This is a genomic window from Corynebacterium sp. L4757, assembly GCF_043673995.1.
Taxonomy (GTDB): domain Bacteria; phylum Actinomycetota; class Actinomycetes; order Mycobacteriales; family Mycobacteriaceae; genus Corynebacterium.
On sequence record NZ_JBIMEN010000008.1, the window covers coordinates 116007 to 135987 of the forward strand.

The following is a 19981-nucleotide window of genomic DNA, read 5'->3' on the forward strand; positions in this document are numbered from 1 at the left end:
GTGGGGGAGACTGTAGGATGGTTGCGTTATCTTTAGAAGTATTTCATCCAAGTTAAAGAGGTTGAAGGGCACGTGTCTGCTACCCCAGAGATAGAAATTAACGAGGCATCATTAGAAGCTGCGGCCAATGAGGCTATCGCAGCATTTGATGCGGCGACGACCCTGGACGAGCTGCAAGAAGCACGCCGTGGGCATCTGGGAGACAAGAGCTTTATATCCCAGGCACGCCAATCACTCGGTACCTTGCCAAAGAATGAGCGCAAGGACGCCGGTCGCATCGTCAACATGGCCCGCGGCAAGGTTGAAAAGCACTTTGCTGCAGTAAACCAGGTGCTGGAAGAAAAAGCGCGCGCGGAGCAGCTCGCGGCTGAGGCCGTGGACGTTACTGTTCCTACGACACGTTCCCAGGCTGGTGCACTGCACCCGATCACCGCGCTCAATGAGCGTGTGGCGGATATCTTCATAGGCATGGGCTGGGAAGTAGCTGAGGGACCAGAGGTTGAAGCAGAGTACTTCAACTTCGATGCGTTGAACTTCAAGCCCGACCACCCAGCACGTACCCTGCAAGACACCTTCCACGTTGGTGAGGAAGGCTCCCGCCAGGTGCTGCGTACGCACACCTCACCAGTGCAGGTACGTACCCTGCTGGACCGCGATGTTCCGGTTTACATCGTCTGCCCGGGTCGCGTATTCCGCACCGATGAGTTGGATGCAACGCACACCCCGGTTTTCCACCAGATTGAAGGCCTGGCTATTGATAAGGGCCTGACCATGGCGAACCTTCTGGGCACCTTGGACCACCTGGCGCGTCAGCTTTTTGGCCCTGACACCAAGACCCGCATGCGCACCAACTACTTCCCATTCACCGAACCGTCCGCGGAGGTGGATGTCTGGTTCCCTAATAAGAAGGGCGGCGCAGGCTGGATTGAGTGGGGCGGCTGCGGCATGGTTAACCCGAATGTCCTGCGCTCAGTTGGTATCGACCCTGAGGAGTACCAGGGTTTTGCGTTCGGCATGGGTATTGAGCGCACCCTGCAGTTCCGCAATGGCCTGTCGGATATGCGTGACATGGTCGAGGGCGATGTTCGTTTCACCTTGCCATTCGGCGTCCAGGCTTAATTCATCCGAGGAAGGAAAACTTTATGCTTATTTCACAAAACTGGCTCCACAGCGTCCTCGGTGAGCACAACCCAGGCTGGACTGTCACGAGCGAAGAACTAGATGCAGGCTTCGTACGCGTCGGCTTCGAAACCGAAGGCTATGAACCACTGCCAGACATCACTGGCCCAGTAGTCATTGGCCGCGTTGAGAAGATCGAAGAACTCACTGAGTTCAAAAAGCCTATTCGCTACTGCCACGTCAACGTTGGACAGGCCAATGGTACCGGCGAGCTGCAGGGCATCATCTGCGGTGCGCGCAACTTCGAAGAAGGCTCTTTGGTTCCAGTCTCCTTGCCAGGTGCTGAACTTCCTGGTGGCTTCAAGATTGCTGCGCGTGAGACCTACGGTCACATCTCCAATGGCATGATTTGCTCTGCTGCGGAGCTGGGATTGACCGCTAAGTCCGATGGCATCATCACTTTGGATGAGTCTTATACAGAGCACATCGGTGAAGATGCACTGCCTTTGCTCGGTGGTCCTGACACGGTCTTCGACGTCAACATCACCCCGGACTGCGGCTATGCGCTGTCCATGCGCGGTCTTAGCCGTGAAATTGCTTCTGCCTTCGACTTGAAGTTCGTTGACCCAGTCGGCGAAGCCTCCGGTGCTAATGGCAGCCTGATTGATATTGACCTGCGTGCGGAAACCAAGGCTATTCGCTTCGGTCTGCGTAAAGTCACTGGTATAGACCCTAAGGCGCAGTCCCCATTCTGGATGCAGCGCATCCTCATGCTTGGCGGCCAGCGTCCAGTCAACCTGGCTACTGACATCACCAATTATGTGATGCTCTTCCTGGGCCAGCCAATGCACGCCTTTGATGCCAACCAGGTTGCTGGCAACTTGGTGGTGCGTAACGCACAGGCAGGGGAGAAGTTCGAGACCCTGGACCACGTCAAGCGCGAGCTGTTTGCTGATGACGTTGTGATCTGTGATGACAATGGCATCCAGTCCATGGCAGGTGTCATGGGTGGTACGACCTCTGAGATTTCAGATGAGACCACTGATGTCTACTTCGAGGCTGCAACGTGGGATCCCATCACCGTAGCCCGTACTTCCCGCCGTCATAAGCTCAGCTCCGAGGCATCCCGACGCTTTGAGCGTGGTGTGGACCCAGTTATCGTCGAATATGCTCTCGACCTGGCTTGTGAGCTGTTGGTTCAATATGGCGGTGGCCATGTTGAAGAAGGCCGCACCCTGGTTGGCAGCATTCCAGATGCACCAGTGGTGTCCATGGATATCACCAAGCCTTCGCGCTACGCTGGCGTCGAATACAGTGCTGAGACCATCACAGCGCGCCTCGAAGAGGTTGGTTGCTCAGTTTCTGCTTATGACAACGGCAATGCTCTGGATGTCACCATTCCATCCTGGCGCACCGATATTGCTGAAGACGTCGACTTGGTGGAAGAGATTCTGCGCTTGGAGGGCCTGGAAGCAATTCCATCCATCCTGCCAATCCCGACCATTGGTGGCACCGGCCTGACTCCTGCGCAGAAGCGTCGTCGGGCCATCGGTCATGGCTTGGCTTATTCCGGCTATGCCGAGGTTATCCCGAGCCCATTCATCAACCCGGAGACCTTCGATACTTGGGAATTGGACGCTGATGATGCACGCCGCAACGTAGTCAACGTTCAAAATCCGCTTGAGTCGGATAAGAATAAGCTCTCCACGACGCTGCTGCCGAATATGCTCGAAGCCGTTGCGCGCAATGTCGCGCGTGGCCGCTCTGATGTTTCCCTCTTTGGTCTGCAGCAGGTTGCTTTTAAGCGTGCGGATAATACTCCGATGCCAGATGTGACCAAGCGTCCATCCGATGAGGAAATTGACCAGCTGATCAACACCTTGCCAGCGCAGCCACTGCACGTGGCAACCGTGGGTGCTGGCAACCTGGAATTCGAAGGTCCATGGGGCGAAGGCCGCGCGTACTCCTATGCGGATGCGATTGAGTCTGCACGCCAGGTAGCTCGCTCTGCTGGTGTAGAGATCGAACTTGAAAACGCTGATGTTAAGCCTTGGCACCCTGGCCGTTGTGCGGCTATCAAGGTCGGTGGAATTGTGGTCGGCTACGCCGGTGAACTTCACCCGCAGATCCTGAAGGCTCTTGGTTTGCCTGAGCGCACCTGTGCGATGGAAATGGATGTCACCGCGCTGCCATTTACCGATAATCTGCCAGCACCAGTGCTGTCTTCCTTCCCGACCCTGCACCAAGACATTGCTTTGGTGGTGGGAGAAGATGTGCCAGCAGAAACAGTACGCAAGACTCTGGAAGAGGGCGCCGGCGAGTTGCTGGAAAGCGTGGAGCTCTTCGACGTCTTCCGCGGCGAGAAGCTGGGCGCAGAGAAGAAGTCCTTGGCTTTCAAGATGTTCTTCCGCGCACCGGATCGCACATTGACCGATGAGGAAGTCAACACGCACCGTTTGGCTGCCGCCGATTTGGCTAAGCAGCGCCTGGGTGCAGAGATGCGCGCATAAATAGTCGCGTAATCGCTGATTTAAGGGCTGCGTTTCTACTATATTTACTGGTAGAAGCGCAGCCCTTATTTTTACTTAGGATTCTTTTGAAGAACGCTAATGAATAGTTTGCGTAGATATGCATAATTTACTATTGTGGCTTACATGACAATCACAGTTGCAATCGCAGGCGCCACGGGTTACGCCGGTGGCGAAGTACTCCGCCTCCTCTTGAACCACCCAGCGTATCTCGCGGGCGACTTAAAAATCGGCGCATTGACCGGCCATTCCAATGCTGGTCAGTCAGTCCCTGAGCTCATGCCACATTTGCCGCAGTTGGCGGATCGCACCATCGTGGATACCACCGTGGAGAATCTATCCGGCCATGATGTGGTTTTTCTCGGCCTTCCACATGGCCACTCCGGCCCGATTGCCAAGGCATTAGGGGAGGGCGTAGTGGTCATTGACTGCGCGGCAGACTTCCGTCTCAAAGATGCGAAGGATTGGGAAGATTTCTACGGTTCAGAGCATGCCGGCACGTGGCCTTATGGTATCCCGGAGCTGCCCGGTCACCGTGAACAGTTGAAAGGCTCCAAGCGTGTCGCTGTACCGGGGTGTTTCCCCACCACGATTACGCTCGGCGCCCTGCCTGCTATCGCCGCACAGCTCATTGAGCCGGATCTTTCGGTCATCGCGGTCACTGGTGTTTCCGGTGCGGGCAAGAAGGCCTCCGTGCCGCTGCTTGGCGCTGAAACCATGGGTAGCGTCAAAGCATATTCACCAGGTGGCATGCACCGTCATACCCCAGAGATCATTCAAAACCTCACCCCGCTCGCAGAGAAGAATGTGTCAATGAGCTTCACTCCGGTGCTAGCACCAATGCCACGCGGCATTCTGGCAACCATTACTGCGCCTCTGAAGGACGGCGTGGACCAGGCGCAGGTTACTCAGGCTTTCAATGAATTCTATGCAGATGAGCCTTTCTGCCATGTGCTGCCAGAAGGTCAGCAGCCTCAAACCCAGTACGTAGTCGGCTCAAATATGTGCCACATTCAGGCGCATGTGGATGAGCGTGCCGGCAAGCTGGTTATCACCTCTGCCTTGGATAATTTGACCAAGGGCACCGCCGGTGCCGCAGTCCAGTGCATGAACCTTGCGCTGGGTCTAGAAGAAACCGCGGGTCTGCCACAAGCTGCCGTTGCACCTTAAACCGGGCAACCGTATTTCTTCATTATTATTTACTGCTAATAGCTAATTTCTCTTAACAAGGACCGTCACCATGACTTCTTCTGATTCTTTGCCATTGGGCGTTACCGTTCCCCAGGGGTTTTCTGCGGCATCAACTACCGCGGGCATTAAACCCTCCGGTAATGCCGATATGTCGCTGGTTCTAAACCAGGGCCCACGTTTTGATGCGGCAGCAGTATTTACCCGCAACCGCGTGGTGGCAGCACCGGTCAAGGTCTCCCAGGCAGCACTTGAAGAAGGTGAGCCAAATCAGATCAAGGCTGTGGTCTTTAATGCCGGTAATGCAAATGCCTGCAATGGTGCGCAGGGTATGACCGATGCCAAGAAGATGGTGGAAGATACCGCACTGGCACTCGGGCTTGAGACCCATGAGATCGCTGTGTGTTCCACAGGTCTTATCGGTGAGTTAATGTCGATGGATAAGGTGCATGGGGGCATCGGAAAGCTAGCGCAAGCCTTGGGCACCGACCCAAGCTATGGCGCTGGTGCCGCGGAAGCGATTATGACTACTGATACGGTGCCGAAGCAGACCGCTGTGTATGGCGATGGTTGGTCGATTGGTGGCATGGGCAAAGGCGTGGGCATGATGGCACCATCATTGGCCACCATGCTGGTGTGCTTGACTACCGATGCTAAGGCGAGCCCCGAAGCCCTGGACGCGGCGCTGCGCAAGGCGTGCGATGTCACCTTCAACACCCTGGACGTGGATGGTTCGACCTCCACCAATGACACGGTGATTGTTTTGGCTAATGGTGCCAGCGGTATTGAACCCAGCCAGGAAGAACTTGATGAAGCCATCCTGAAGGCGTGCGCGGATTTGGCGGATCAGTTGCAAGCTGATGCTGAGGGCGTGACCAAGCGTGTGAAAATCACCGTCAAGGGTACCGGCGATGATGCGCAAGCGCTGAACGCTGCGCGCACGCTCGGCCGCGACAACCTCTTTAAGTGCGCAATGTTTGGCTCCGACCCGAACTGGGGTCGTGTTTTGGCGGCAGTGGGCATGGCGGATGCCGATATGGACCCGGATAATATTTCGGTCTTTTTCAATGACCAGCCAGTCTGCGTGGAATCAACCGGCGCACCGGGTGCCCGTGAAGTTGATCTTTCTGGTGCAGACATTGACGTGTTGGTGGACCTGGGCACCGGTGGCGAAGGTACTGCCTTTGTGCGCACCACGGATCTCTCACATGACTACGTTGAGATCAACTCAGCGTATAGCTCTTAAAAGTTTTCAGACAGGAAAGATACTTAATGATGCAAGGTATGACTGATAGCGATAGGGCTGAAGTCCTCGCCGAAGCACTACCGTGGCTGCAGCACTTCCGCAATAAAATTGTGGTGGTCAAATATGGCGGCAATGCCATGATTGATGACAGCCTCAAGGAAGCTTTTGCTGCCGACATGGTCTTTTTGCGCACCGTTGGTGCCAAGCCCGTCGTGGTGCATGGTGGTGGCCCGCAAATCAATGAGATGCTGGGCAAGATTGGCATTGAGGGTGAATTCAAGGGCGGATTCCGCGTCACCAGTCCCGAAATCATGGACGTGGTGCGCATGGTGCTCTTTGGCCAGGTGGGCCGCGACCTGGTGAACCTGATCAACTCCCATGGGCCTTATGCAGTGGGTACCTCTGGTGAGGATGCAGGGCTGTTTACGGCGCAGAAGCGTTTGGTCAATGTCGATGGTGAACTGACTGACATTGGCCTGGTGGGCGATATTACGGACGTTAATCCATCTGCCGTCATGGACATCATTGATGCCGGCCGTATTCCGGTGGTCTCCGGTATTGCCCCTGGTATTGATGGTGAGGTCTATAACATCAATGCGGACTCGGCGGCGGGTGCTTTGGCTGAAGCCATTGGCGCTGAGCGCTTGGTGATGTTGACCAATGTGGAAGGCTTGTACACCGACTGGCCGAATAAGGAATCTTTGGTCTCCAAGATCGAGGCCTCGCAGCTAGAAGGCATGCTGCCGCAACTAGATGCGGGCATGATCCCGAAGATGGAATCTGCCCTCAACGCGGTCAAGGGCGGGGTAGCGGCTTCTCACATCATTGATGGCCGCCTGGCGCATTCGGTGCTGCTGGAGCTATTGACCATGGGTGGTATTGGCACCATGGTGCTGCCAGATAACTATGAACGTTCGCGGTATCCAGAAGGCACCGTGTTTAGAAAGGATGACGCGAAATGAGCAACACCGAATCACTAACTGGTTCATGGTCTAAAGCCATGATGAATAACTATGGCACCCCACCGGTGGGCATTGTGTCTGGTTATGGCGCGCACCTGGTGGATGAAGAGGGCAAGGATTACATTGACCTGCTCGCAGGCATCGCCGTGAACTCCCTGGGTACTAACCACCCAGCGGTAGTCAAGGCCGTTACTGAGCAAGTCACCACTTTGAGCCACGTCAGTAATCTTTTTGCTTCCCCGCCAGCTGTCAAGCTTGCGCAGCGTCTCCAGGACAAGATCGGTGATGATTCCGCGCGCGTAATTTTCACCAACTCAGGCGCCGAAGCTAATGAAGCTGCATTCAAGCTGGCGCGCTTGACTGGGCGTCGCCGGATTTTGGCGGCCGATCACGGCTTCCATGGCCGCACCATGGGTTCTTTGGCTCTGACGGGCCAGCCTTCCAAGCGTGATATCTTCGCGCCTTTGCCTGGTGGCGTGGAGTTTTACCCTTATGGCGATATTGACTACCTGCGCAAGCTGGTGGAGGTTAACCCAACCGATACAGCAGCGATCATTTTGGAACCTATCCAGGGCGAAACTGGCGTCATTCCTGCGCCAGAAGGCTTCCTCGCTGACATCCGCGCGCTGTGTGATGAGCACGGCATCTTGATGATGGTTGATGAAGTCCAAACTGGCGTGGGCCGAACCGGTACTTTCTTTGCTTTTGAAAAGGCTGGTATCACCCCGGATGTCATCACCATGGCTAAGGGGCTGGGTGCAGGCTTGCCGATTGGCGCTTGCATTGGTGTGGGTAAAGCCGCTGAGCTTTTCGGCCCCGGCAGTCACGGCACGACCTTTGGTGGCAACCCGGTGTCGTGTGCGGCAGCAAATGCGGTGCTCGACACCGTTGATGAAGCTTTCGTCGAAGAGGTCAATGCCAAGGGCGCGAAGTTCACCGATGCGTTGAATGATTTTGAGCTCGTGGACCACGTTCGTGGCTATGGCCTGCTCCTTGGCGTCGTTTTGACCCAGCCAGTGGCCAAGCAGGCAGTCGCAGAAGGCCTGAAGCAAGGCCTTATCATCAATGCGCCTAGCGAAGACGTTGTGCGTATTGCACCGCCATTGGTTATCACTGAAGAAGACATTGACCAAGCTTTGGCGAAGCTACGCGACGTCTTTAACGCCATTTCAAAGTAATCAGCAATCACCCGATAAGAAATCTAAGAGGATATACACCTGATGAGCACGACTACGCGGCCAGAGCCAATCCCACACGTACCCGAGGTTGGATTGGGCGGCATCCGTCACTTCCTGGCAGATGATGACTTGACCCCAGCAGAGCAAAAGGAAGTCCTGGAGCTGGCACTGGAGCTGAAGAAGGAACCATTCAAGCTGCGTCCTTTGGAAGGGCCTAAGGCAGTCTCTTTGCTCTTCTCTAAGTCTTCCACCCGTACCCGCTTCTCTTTTGAGGCTGGCATCGCAGCGATGGGCGGGCATGCGATCGTGGCAACCGATCAGTCCTCACAGCTGGGTAAAGGCGAGACACTGCAGGATACTGCGGCAGTCATGTCCCGCTTTACCGAGATGATCATCTGGCGCACCTTTGCGCACCAGAACCTCATTGATATGGCTGAGACAGCAACCGTGCCAATCATCAATTCACTCACTGATGACCTGCACCCATGCCAGATTCTGGCGGACTTGGTCACCTGTGTTGAGGAATATGGTGGGGTAGAGCAGTTAAAGGGCAAGAAGGCTGTCTACCTGGGCGATGGCGCCAATAACATGGCTAATTCTTATCTCATTGGTTTCGCCACTGCGGGCGTGGACATCGCGATCTGTGCACCGGAAGGCTTCCAGCCGGAGCAGCACTTCATCGACCGCGCGCAAGACCGCGCGAAGGACACGGGTGCCACCATCACGATCACCGATAACACCGACGTGGTGGAAGGTGCTGACATCATCATCACTGATACCTGGGTCTCCATGGGTCAGGAAGAAGATGGCAAGGACCGCCGCACACCATTTTTGCCTTATCAGGTCAACGCCGAGCTCATGGCGAAAGCAGGCAGCAACGCTATCTTCCTGCACTGCCTGCCGGCATATCGCGGCAACGAAGTCACTGCAGAAGTTATTGATGGCCCACAGTCGCGCGTCTTCGATGAAGCAGAAAACCGTCTGCACGCGCAGAAAGCTCTGATGTGCTGGCTATTAGAAAAAGCGGACGTTTCTGCAGCCCACTAGCCCTCCACACGCACTAAGGTAGAGATTATGACCATGCCTAAAACGCGCAATGCGCGTCAAGCCAAAATCCTAGAGATCCTAGGTAAGACTCGTGTTACCAGCCAAGTGCAGTTATCCGATCTGCTCCTTGATGAAGGCATTGACATCACGCAGGCGACCTTATCCAGGGACCTTGATGTTCTGGGCGCAAAGAAGGTCAAGCGTGATGGCGGACGTTCCTTCTACTCAGTGGGTGGAGAAATGGACCAGTACGTGGACCAAATCAATGGTCCACGCGAAAAGCTGCGCCGCATGATTGATGAGCTCGTGGTGTCTTCGGACTACTCGGGCAATATCGCGATGCTGCGCACGCCAGCTGGCGCTGCTCAATACCTGGCCAGCTTCATTGACCGCGTTGGCCTAGATGACGTCGTCGGTTGTATCGCGGGCGATGACACCATCTTTGTCCTCGCACGTGAATCACTTACTGGCCAGGAGCTGGCGCAGCGCCTAACCGGCAACCGCAGTGAAGAAGATGGACCAGGCGAAAGCTCTGAACTGGGTGAATAATTCATCGCCACATGCATAGCCCGACGCTTTCAAAGTCTTATGCATGTCGGTTTTTTATATTATGTATCTAAGTGTATATTTTCCATGTAGAGAAACTGCTTTGGATGCCCGCTTCGGTGCGGGCGTTGAAGTGTAAATAGTATTGAACACAAAGCGCGGTTGAGGCGCTGAAGTGTTGGATAACAGTGTTTGATAACAAGGAGAGTTAAAAAATGAACGCACGTGTCGTGCTTGCTTACTCGGGTGGCCTGGATACCTCGGTTGCCATTCCTTACCTGGCTAAGATGACCGGCGGCGACGTCGTTGCCGTATCCCTTGACTTGGGCCAGGGCGGCGAGGACATGGAGTCCGTTCGCCAGCGTGCTTTGGACTGTGGCGCGGTTGAGTCCGTGGTCATTGATGCCAAGGATGAATTCGCTGAAGAGTACTGCCTGCCTACCATTCAGGCTAATGGCATGTACATGAAGCAGTACCCACTGGTTTCTGCCATTTCTCGTCCGCTGATTACCAAGCACCTGGTTCAGGCGGCGCAGGAATTCGGCGGCACCCACGTTTCCCACGGTTGCACCGGCAAGGGCAATGACCAGGTACGCTTCGAGGTTTCCTTCCGTGCGCTCGATCCTTCCCTGGACATCATTGCTCCAGCTCGTGACTATGCATGGACCCGCGATAAGGCCATCGCCTTTGCGGAAGAAATCAACCTGCCTATTGAGCAGTCGGCAGCATCCCCATTCTCCATTGACCAAAACGTCTGGGGCCGCGCGGTAGAAACCGGCTACCTTGAAGACCTGTGGAATGCACCAACCAAGGATGCTTATGCATACACCGAAGAACCTGGCCTGGGAAATGCACCAGATGAGGTTGTCATCTCCTTTGAAAAGGGTAAGCCAGTAGCTATCGACGGCAAGCAGGTCACCGTTCTGCAGGCTATTGAAGAGCTCAACCGTCGTGCCGGCGCACAGGGCATTGGCCGTCTGGACATGGTTGAAGACCGCCTGGTGGGCATCAAGTCCCGCGAGATCTACGAGGCACCAGGCGCTATCACCCTGATTCGCGCGCATGAGGCTTTGGAAGACGTCACCATGGAGCGCGAGCTGGCTCGCTACAAGCGTCTGACCGATGCTCGTTGGTCTGAAGAAGTCTACGACGGCCTGTGGTACTCCCCACTGAAGCGTTCCCTGGATGCCTTCATTGCTGAGTCTCAGGAGCACGTCACCGGCGATATCCGTCTGGTGCTGCATGCTGGCCAGATCATCGTCAACGGTCGCCGTTCCCCGCAGTCACTCTATGACTTCTCCTTGGCTACCTACGACACCGGTGATGCATTCGACCAGACCGCAGCGAAGGGCTTTGTTCAGCTGCACGGTCTCTCCACTCAGATCTCCAACAAGCGTGACCGCGATGGCGGTTTCCCAACCAGCGACTCTGAGTAATTACTTCACACACGGTTTACATTATTCACGTAAGGATAGTTAGGCATTATGCAGCCACATAAGACGAATGAAGGCGCACTGTGGGGCGGCCGTTTTTCCGGTGGTCCATCAGAAGCGATGGCAGCGTTGTCTGTTTCCACGCACTTTGACTGGGTCTTGGCACCTTATGACGTTCTAGCGTCGAAGGCGCATGCCAAGGTGCTGCATGCAGCAGCATTGCTTTCCGATGCCGACTTGGACACCATGCTCAATGGCCTCGACGAGCTCGGTGCCAAGGTCGCTTCGGGCGAGTTTGGTCCTTTGCCGAGTGATGAAGATGTCCACGGTGCGATGGAACGCGGTCTCATCGACATCGTCGGGCCTGAGGTCGGCGGGCGTCTGCGTGCTGGTCGTTCCCGCAATGACCAGGTGGCGACGCTCTTCCGCATGTGGGTGCGTGATGCCATCCGTGATATTGCTATCCAGGTTTCTGACTTGATTGAGGCCATCACTGGTCAGGCAGCGAAGCATCCGGACGCGATCATGCCGGGTAAGACGCACTCCCAGGCGGCGCAGCCAATTCTGCTGGCGCACTCACTGCTCGCGCACGCACAGCCTTTGCTGCGTGATATCGACCGCTTGAAGGATCTGGATAAGCGTCTGGCTGTTTCTCCCTATGGTTCTGGTGCGTTGGCGGGTTCCTCGCTGCAGCTTAATCCAGAAGCTATCGCAGAAGAGCTGGGCTTTGATGCAGCAGCAGAGAACTCCCTTGATGCCACCGCATCCCGTGACTTTGCCTCCGAAACAGCATTCGTGCTGGCGCAGATTGCTGTAGATATGTCCCGCTTCGCCGAGGAGATCATCTACTGGTGCACTCCTGAGTTTGGCTATGTCACGCTTAGTGATTCCTGGTCCACTGGTTCTTCGATCATGCCGCAGAAGAAGAACCCTGACGTAGCGGAGCTGACCCGCGGTAAGACCGGTCGCCTCATCGGCAACCTGGCAGGCCTATTGGCAACGCTTAAGGCGCAGCCCCTCGCGTATAACCGCGACCTTCAGGAAGATAAGGAGCCGATTGTGGATTCGGTGGCGCAGCTCAACCTGCTGCTGCCTGCCATGACTGGTTTGGTTTCCACGCTGGAGTTCCACACCGACCGCATGCGGGAGCTTGCGCCGCAGGGCTTTACCTTGGCAACGGACCTGGCTGAGTGGATGGTGCGCGAAGGCGTTCCATTCCGTGAGGCACATGAGGCTTCCGGTGAATGCGTCCGCTTGGCAGAATCTCGTGGAGTTGACCTGGTTGACCTCACCGATGAGGAGCTCAAGGGCGTCGATGAACGCCTCACTCCTGCGGTACGGGAGGTTCTCACCATCGATGGTGCTGTGGCATCGCGTTCCACCAAGGGCGGTACCGCTGCGGTACGCGTCAATGAACAGCGCGATACCGTGGATAAACTCAACGCCGATTTCCGCACCTGGGCTCAGACTCCAGTTCGCTAAGAAACATTAAAGGGGGCTGTTTCACTTCGAAAGTGAAACAGCCCCCTTTTTTGATCGTTATCTGCGCATAGTGAGGAAGGGCTATTGCGCTCTTTCTTGCGCGGCATCGTAAAGCTCTTGCGCGGCATCGTAAAGCTCTTGCGCCTGGATGACTTTCGGCAACTCGCCCTCAATAACCCTGGTCAGCTCCTGCAATGGCTGCGCTACTTTGATGCCTAGTTCAGTGAGGGAATAGTCCACGTGTGGCGGAATAGAGCTTTTGACAGAACGATGCACCATGCCGTCGCGCTCAAGTTGGCTGAGTGTTTGCGACAGCATGCGGTCACTGATGCCCTCGATTCTGCGGCGAATCTCGGCAAAGCGCATGGGGGAGTCCGACTCTATGAGAGCAACCATGGTCAATGATCCCCAACGGCCCGTGAGGTGCTGGAGTGCGCCACGGGAAAAGCACTTCGAGGAAAAGACGTTGGCAACGAGTTTCTGACATGCATCGGACATGCTCATCACCTTAGTCCGTGAAATGGACTAAATAAAGTATTGCGCTAACTTTTTGTAAGTGCTATATTTTTGACTGTTACCAAACATGGATTTGAAGGAGTAAGAAAATGCGTATTGCTGTTACCGGTGCAACTGGCCACCTGGGCGGTCTGGTGATTGACAGTCTTGAGGCAAAGGGTGTTGCCGCATCCGATATCGTTGCCATTGTTCGTAATGAAGGTAAGGCTCAAGCTCTTGCTGCCCGCGGTATCACTATCGCGGTCGCACCGTTTGAGGATGAAGCAGCGCTCATCCAGGCTCTCGAAGGTGTGGATCGCCTGGTATTTGTCTCTGCCAGTGAGGTGGGCAAGCGTGTTGCTCAGCACACCAACATCATCAACGCGGCCAAGGCTGCTGGTGTAAAGCTCATTGCCTACACCAGCTTGTTGAATTTGGATTCCTCCGAGCTCTTCTTGGCTCCCGAGCACGTAGAAACCGAGAAGCTACTTGCTGAATCTGGCATTGATACCGTCCTGCTGCGCAATGGCTGGTACTGGGAGAATTACGCTTCTGCACTTGAGTCCGGCAAGTCGATGGGCAAGTTCTTCTCCGCTGCTGGTGCGGCTAAGGTGTCCGGCGCAGCACGTAAGGACTTTGCCGAAGCAGCTGCAGCGGTGGTTACTACTGATGGCCATGCTGGCAAGACTTATGAATTGGCGGGCGCACCAGCATTGACCTACCCAGAAATCGCCGCACAGGTTGGCGAAGCACTCGGCACCGAAGTTGAATACGTCAACCTGAGCGTTGAGGACTATGAAAAGTCCCTGCTCGAAGCAGGCCTTCCCGCTGAATTCGCAGCAGGCTTGGCTGGTGCTGACCCAGTTATTGAAAAGGGAGCACTCTACTCTGAAAGCACCGACCTGCAAGATCTGATTGGTCGACCATCGACCAATGTTGCTGATACCTTCAAGTAATTTCACCAAGTAATTTCACCCGGATCTTCGCAGCGAATCAACGTCGATGGCTAATCCGCGCTTGTGCTCTGATACCAGACTGCAGGTGCGGATTTCCTACGTTTTACAAAGATTCCTGGTGACATTTTAGTACATCTATATGAACTGTTGACAAAAATAGTCAATACTATATCCGCCAGGGGTTATTCGACATAAACTAAAGCCATGGCAGGCAAAGGTTCTGGACGCCGAGCAATCGGCGTAGTCCTCGGCATTGTGCTCATGATTATCGCAGTCGGAGCAATTTTCATTGGACGTGATGATGCTAACCGGGGTCGAATTGATGCATTGGTCGATAGTATTAAACCTGTCGAAAACGTGGTTGATGTCAGCATTTTGGTGGGTTCGGAGAAGCAAGACTTCTTCCACGACCCGCGCGTCCAAGAGGCATTTGAAGCCGAAGGGTTCAATGTCACTGTCTCCACCATGGGATCTTTGGAAATGAATGAACGTGCCCGTGAAGGGACACTGTCGGAGCATGATTTCTACTTCCCGGCGGGTCATGGCAACCCTGATTTACGGGACTACGTCGGTGATGCATCGCAGAGCGTGCTGTTCTTAGGCTCGAATATTGCTTTGGTTGCACGCCGAGACATTGCGGAAGACTTGGTTGCACAAGGCGAGTTCCACGAAGAAGACGGACAATTCTTTGTGGAGTCTGTGGCCTTATTTAATTTGTTGACCAGCCAAAGGCGGTGGCGAGATGTCACAGATACTTTTCAATCGCCCCGTACCATCGGAGCTATTACCTCTGATCCTTCACGGTCTTCATCTTCGTCAAATTTTGCTTACATCATGGCATCGGCAGCAATGCAAGGGCAGCTTAATACTGTCGACCAACACAACGATGGTGCCAGCCAAGTCCTCCCTATATTCCAGTCGCAGGGGTTGACCGAGGGATCCAGTGGGGACGCTTTTCAACAATTCATCGCTTCCAATGGTCAAGATTTGCCCTTGGCGGTGGCCTATGACTCTCAATATGTTGCAATGGCGAACCGCAATCCTTCAATTACTAGGGGCTTTGTACTCGTCAGCATAAAGCCCACGCTCCAGGTGCTTCATGACCTCATCGCACATGAGGACGCGCCACGAGCCGATGAATTCTACGAAGCGCTGGCTCATGACCCCCGGATTCTGAACCTAATGATGGAGCATGGCCTTTATCCAACTGGGCAAGGTCTGGAATCTCGCTTTGTGAAGGTCAACTCGGGGCTCGTTCCCGAAGACAACCAATATATCGATCCTTATCCCACTCCTGATCAGCTGAATCTATTTTCGGCCCAGTTCGAAAGCATGAAATAAATGAAGAAGCTCTATACCTCTCTCATGGTCCTTTTAACTTCGGTTGTCCTCGTCGCCTGCGGCTCACTCGGAAGTCTCTTAGACATCGGTTTCAACTTCGGTGGCAATGATGCCGATGGCGACAGTGATAATACAAATGAAGCTGCTACGCCACCCGTTTCCGATGAGGAGTTGAAGATCGTGGCTGCAACAGAATTGGAAGACTTGCAACCCATCATTGACCAGGCATCCACAGATCTCGGGTTTCCCATCACCATGGACTACCCAGATGGCACGCTAGCGAATTCGGAGGAACTTGCTGAAGGAAACTTTGACGGCGAGTATGACGCGACATGGTTTGCCACGAACCGCTATGCGTCGCTTAATGGCGCGGAAGCCAAGTTTGCTGATGAAACCTCGGTAGCGCGTTCACCTGTAGCTTTGGGAGTTAGCTCGGACGTGGCCGGGGAATATGGCTGGGATACAAATGCTCCGACGTGGCAGGAGATTGCTGATTCTGACGTGACTTTCGGCATGACAGATCCAGCGTCATCGAATTCGGGTTTTAGCGCTCTGGCATCGGTGGCGACGGCTATGGCGGATACCGGCAGTGCTATTACGGACGAGGATATCCAAAGAGTCAACTCAGATATTCGTTCCTTCTTCGAAAATCAGACTTTGACCTCAGGCTCTTCAGGTTGGCTAGCTGAGGTCTTTGTGGAAGATTCCAACAAGGCGAACAGTATTATCAACTATGAATCTGTACTGCACACATTAAAGTCAGATGGTGCCGATATTGAGGTCATCATCCCGAGCGATGGTGTCATCAGCGCCGATTATCCGCTCTCGACTCTTAGAGATTCCGCGAATCCTGATGCGCGCGGCCAAGTTGCGGCACTAGTGGGCTGGTTTGAAGAAAACCCTGAGTCCTTGACTGATTCCTATCGCCGTTTGCCCAATGGCGACCATGACTCTGCATTGCAGGAAGATGGAGTTTTTGAGCTCCCATTCCCAGCGTCTGAAGGAATCGTCAATGCGCTGGTTTCCAGTTACAACAATGAACTGCGGAATCCAGGCCAAACTGCATTTGTATTGGATATCTCTGGCTCCATGGAGGGGGAGCGATTCGAGTCACTTACCTCCACCATGAACTCGCTCATTGACGGCTCTGCTGAAACTACAACCGGCAACGTGGGCTTCCGTGACCGAGAGACGATCACCTTAGCGCCATTCGCCACCGAGCCCTATTATCCGACGACCGTGACATATAGCGTGGATGATCGAAGCACACATGACGAACTTAATGAGCGTGTCGAGCGATTCAATCCAATTGGATACACCGCCATTTATGATGCCCTAACCATGACTCTAGATGGAATCGATGTGAGCGAAGGTTCTATTCCATCGATTGTTCTCATGACTGATGGTGAGAATACTTCCGGTAAGTCCTATGAGGAGTTCCAAGAAGACTATGACGGTTTGAGCGATAAGAAGCAGAACATTCCCGTCTTTGTCATCCTCTATGGTGAAGCCGATGTCGAAGAACTCACTGAATTAGCTGGACATACTGGTGGTCGAGTATTCGATGCTCTTGATGGGGACCTCAACGAAACCTTTAAGGAGATTCGTGCCTATCAATAGTTCCCAAAGCCCGGAAAGTGCGATAAGGAAACGAACACCGCGCACGATTGATGACGTTATTCAGCGTCCATCTGAGCCAGAGGAGGAGAGTCGGTTCCTCACCTCGCGTAAGAATAAGTGGGGTATTGGCGCTGCGGCTGCAGTGATCGGAATCCATCTAGTTGCTGGCCTGGGATTCCTCTGGCCGGTTGTTGCCGCAGCTACCTATGGGGCGACGGCTTTACTCACTCCGCCTGAGAAACCGAAGGAGATTCCTCTACCTACGCCGGAAGACCGCATCAAGGAGCTCAAGACAGTCCTCCATGCCCAACTGCGACGAGTAGTTGAAAACACCTCCGAGCCCATTGGCAATAAATTTCTAGCTCTTAGTAGCCAACTTGAATGGCTACTGTGCCATTGGGATAGGCTTACCCATTCTGAGTCAACGCAGTCTGCAATCGCCATGATGATTCAGCACCATATCCCGGATGTCTTTGATGCATACTTCGAGGTCATCAACCGTGACTCACAGGAACACATTAATGAACTCATTCAGACACTCGATATTCTTGAAGGCGAAGCACTGCGCATTCGTCATGCAGCCGAGGAGAACTCTGTTGCAGCCCTTCGTGAGCGTTCCTTAGCAGTGAAACTGCAATATGGGGTCATGCCCATTGTAGAGGACTATGACGGGTAGTATATGGAACCATGAGTTTAGATCCCGCGCTAGTAGAAATCCTTGTTTGCCCGCAGGACAAGGGTCCATTGCGATATCTGGTTAATGATCAGGTCTTAGTCAATGAGCGCCTAGGCATTGCCTATCCCATCGAAGATGGCATCCCAGTCATGTTGGTGGATGACGCTAAGCCTTGGCCACAAGCATCCTAAGACTTTCAGCTACCAGCTGTTAAGCACGATTTCTCAAAGTTTCTAAACAGTTTCCCAAAAGAGGTAAATATGAACATCATTGATGAGCTCCAATGGCGCGGGCTTATTAACCAGTCCACTGACATCGACGCATTGCGTGAAGCATGTGAAGAACCAATCACGGTGTATGTCGGTTTTGATCCAACCGGTGACTCTTTGCACGCGGGCCACTTGGTTCCAATGATCATGCTGCGCCGTTTCCAGGAAGCAGGGCACAAGCCACTCGCACTAGCTGGCGGAGCGACCGGTTTCATTGGAGACCCACGTGATGTGGGGGAGCGCTCCATGTTGAGCCAAGAAGAGATTGATAAGAATCTCGAGGCAATCAAGAAGCAGCTGCACCAATTCATCGATTTCGAAGGTGAGAACGCAGCAACCATGGTGAATAACGCTGACTGGACTATGTCCATGTCCATCGTTGACTTCTTGCGTGATGTGGGTAAAAACTTCTCCCTCAACACCATGTTGGATCGCGACACCGTGAAACGTCGTCTGGAGACTGACGGCATTTCATACACTGAGTTTTCCTACATGCTTTTGCAGGCGAATGACTTTGTGCAGCTGCAGCGCAAGTACAACTGCACCCTGCAGGTTGGCGGCGGCGATCAGTGGGGCAACATCGTTTCCGGTGTTGACCTCAATCGTCGCGTGGATGGAGTGAAGGCTCATGCTTTGACTTGTCCATTGGTTACTGACGCGCAAGGTCAGAAGTTCGGTAAGTCCACCGGTGGTGGCAAGTTGTGGCTGGATCCGGAAAAGACCTCGGCATACTCCTGGTACCAGTACTTCCTTAACGCTGGTGACTCTGTGGTCATTGACTACCTGCGTTGGTTCACCTTCCTGAATCAGGAAGAAATCGCGGAATACCAGAAGGCTGTGGAAGAGGAACCATTCAAGCGTGCCGCTCAGCGTCGTCTTGCGCAGGAGATGACCAACTTGGTCCACGGTGAAGATGCAACCAAGGCGGTTGAGTTAGCGGCACAGGCACTATTCGGTCGTGCAGAACTCACTGACCTTGATGAGAAGACCTTGGAAGGCGCATTGTCTGAGACTAATGTTGCCGAACTCGGTGCAGAAGAATCTTTCAACATTGTTGACCTCCTTGTTGCTTCGGGTCTGGCTGATTCCAAGGGCGCAGCACGTCGCACCATCAAGGAAGGTGGCGCGTACGTGAACAATGAGCGCATCGAGTCGGAAGATTGGGCGCCATCAGACGAGAACTTCCTCCATGGTTCATGGTTGGTCATGCGCCGCGGTAAGAAGAACTTTGCAGGCATTCGCCGAAACAATAACTAAGCCGGCCTAGCCTAAATAGAGTCTCAACCGCTCGCAGTTAACAAAACCCCGCTATTTCGACTTCCAACTCACTGCATCGAGGCAATTAACCTCCCGTTAGTGACAATGTGAAGTGGAGATAGCGGGGTTCTTTGTTGCCAAGATTCATGGAAACGTGGATTTACCAGCGGATTTGTGAAGGTATGAAGACCCGTGTAACTTTATCGAAGTCGCCGCGAGAGAGCGTGCGGCTGAAAAGTTAACACCTGGTTGACAAACGTTAAACAGTTTGTCTAAGGTAGAAACTCCAGCCAAGAGAGACGAAAACTTCGAAAGAAGTTCAAGTTCCTTGTGTGGTTGTTGTTTGAGAACTCAATAGTGTGCCAATGTACTTTTTTATTTTTGTCTGTGTTGTATGGATGAGGATGATGTTGGATTGGATGGCCTTTCGGGGTTGTTTGGTTGTTGGTGTGTGCCGGATGTCGGGGGTTGTTAGATACTCGGCATTGAAAATATTGTAATTATTTTTAACGGTGCATATTGTTTATCAACATTGTTTAAGTTCTGTATTTAATACGGATTTATTTTTTTAAACGTGAAACTGGCTTTAGCCTGTTTCACGTGTTGATTTCTTTATGTAGTAATTTTTGGTCAGCTTC

At 53.7% G+C, this 19981-nt stretch carries 17 protein-coding genes; 16 read left to right on the forward strand and 1 reads right to left on the reverse strand.

Annotated features, from left to right (window positions below):
• Positions 1-72: 72 nt before the first annotated feature.
• The 10 genes from pheS (at position 73) to argH (ending at position 12729) form a co-directional block, all read left to right on the forward strand.
• On the forward strand, positions 73-1119 hold the full coding sequence (gene pheS / locus ACG98I_RS10730; RefSeq protein ID WP_394720629.1) for a phenylalanine--tRNA ligase subunit alpha: 1047 nt from the start codon (positions 73-75) through the stop codon (positions 1117-1119).
• A 23-nt stretch (positions 1120-1142) separates the two neighbouring features.
• The gene (pheT, locus tag ACG98I_RS10735) at positions 1143-3629 is read left to right on the forward strand and encodes a phenylalanine--tRNA ligase subunit beta (RefSeq protein ID WP_394720630.1); all 2487 of its coding nucleotides are present in this window, start codon (positions 1143-1145) and stop codon (positions 3627-3629) included.
• A gap of 144 nt (positions 3630-3773) precedes the next feature.
• Positions 3774-4817, forward strand: coding sequence for an N-acetyl-gamma-glutamyl-phosphate reductase (argC, locus tag ACG98I_RS10740; protein ID WP_394720631.1), 1044 nt, complete (start codon positions 3774-3776; stop codon positions 4815-4817).
• A 70-nt stretch (positions 4818-4887) separates the two neighbouring features.
• Positions 4888-6081: a bifunctional glutamate N-acetyltransferase/amino-acid acetyltransferase ArgJ gene (gene argJ, locus ACG98I_RS10745; protein ID WP_394720632.1), complete on the forward strand. Its 1194-nt coding sequence runs from the start codon at positions 4888-4890 to the stop codon at positions 6079-6081.
• A 26-nt stretch (positions 6082-6107) separates the two neighbouring features.
• On the forward strand, positions 6108-7043 hold the full coding sequence (gene argB / locus ACG98I_RS10750) for an acetylglutamate kinase (protein ID WP_394720633.1): 936 nt from the start codon (positions 6108-6110) through the stop codon (positions 7041-7043).
• Positions 7040-8221 (forward strand): acetylornithine transaminase, encoded by a 1182-nt coding sequence (locus tag ACG98I_RS10755; protein WP_394720634.1) that lies wholly within the window; start codon positions 7040-7042, stop codon positions 8219-8221. The genes argB and ACG98I_RS10755 overlap by 4 nt, the downstream gene beginning before the upstream one ends.
• Before the next feature lie 42 nt (positions 8222-8263).
• Positions 8264-9268: an ornithine carbamoyltransferase gene (gene argF, locus ACG98I_RS10760; RefSeq protein ID WP_394720635.1), complete on the forward strand. Its 1005-nt coding sequence runs from the start codon at positions 8264-8266 to the stop codon at positions 9266-9268.
• Between the two features lie 27 nt (positions 9269-9295).
• Positions 9296-9817, forward strand: a complete 522-nt coding sequence (locus tag ACG98I_RS10765) for an arginine repressor (RefSeq protein WP_394720636.1) — start codon at positions 9296-9298, stop codon at positions 9815-9817.
• A 212-nt stretch (positions 9818-10029) separates the two neighbouring features.
• Complete coding sequence (locus tag ACG98I_RS10770; protein WP_394720637.1) at positions 10030-11250, forward strand: argininosuccinate synthase; 1221 nt, start codon at positions 10030-10032, stop codon at positions 11248-11250.
• A gap of 48 nt (positions 11251-11298) precedes the next feature.
• Positions 11299-12729 (forward strand): argininosuccinate lyase, encoded by a 1431-nt coding sequence (argH, locus tag ACG98I_RS10775; RefSeq protein WP_394720638.1) that lies wholly within the window; start codon positions 11299-11301, stop codon positions 12727-12729.
• 81 nt (positions 12730-12810) lie between these two features.
• Here argH and ACG98I_RS10780 read toward each other — a convergent pair whose 3' ends face one another.
• A complete protein-coding gene (locus tag ACG98I_RS10780) occupies positions 12811-13227 on the reverse strand; it encodes a winged helix-turn-helix transcriptional regulator (RefSeq protein WP_394720639.1) in 417 nt (138 codons plus the stop codon).
• Positions 13228-13334: 107 nt separating this feature from the next.
• Here ACG98I_RS10780 and ACG98I_RS10785 point away from each other — a divergent pair, with 107 nt between their 5' ends.
• The 6 genes from ACG98I_RS10785 (at position 13335) to tyrS (ending at position 19343) form a co-directional block, all read left to right on the forward strand.
• A complete protein-coding gene (locus ACG98I_RS10785) occupies positions 13335-14180 on the forward strand; it encodes an SDR family oxidoreductase (protein ID WP_394720640.1) in 846 nt (281 codons plus the stop codon).
• A 204-nt stretch (positions 14181-14384) separates the two neighbouring features.
• A complete protein-coding gene (locus tag ACG98I_RS10790) occupies positions 14385-15521 on the forward strand; it encodes a hypothetical protein (protein WP_394720641.1) in 1137 nt (378 codons plus the stop codon).
• Positions 15522-17141, forward strand: coding sequence for a VWA domain-containing protein (locus ACG98I_RS10795; RefSeq protein WP_394720642.1), 1620 nt, complete (start codon positions 15522-15524; stop codon positions 17139-17141).
• Positions 17128-17817, forward strand: a complete 690-nt coding sequence (locus ACG98I_RS10800; protein ID WP_394720643.1) for a hypothetical protein — start codon at positions 17128-17130, stop codon at positions 17815-17817. The genes ACG98I_RS10795 and ACG98I_RS10800 overlap by 14 nt, the downstream gene beginning before the upstream one ends.
• 11 nt (positions 17818-17828) lie before the next feature.
• Positions 17829-18008 carry a Trm112 family protein gene (locus tag ACG98I_RS10805; RefSeq protein WP_394720644.1) on the forward strand — a complete coding sequence of 60 codons (180 nt, stop codon included), beginning with the start codon at positions 17829-17831 and terminating at the stop codon, positions 18006-18008.
• Between the two features lie 69 nt (positions 18009-18077).
• Positions 18078-19343, forward strand: coding sequence for a tyrosine--tRNA ligase (tyrS, locus tag ACG98I_RS10810; RefSeq protein ID WP_394720645.1), 1266 nt, complete (start codon positions 18078-18080; stop codon positions 19341-19343).
• The last annotated feature ends 638 nt before the right edge of the window (positions 19344-19981 follow it).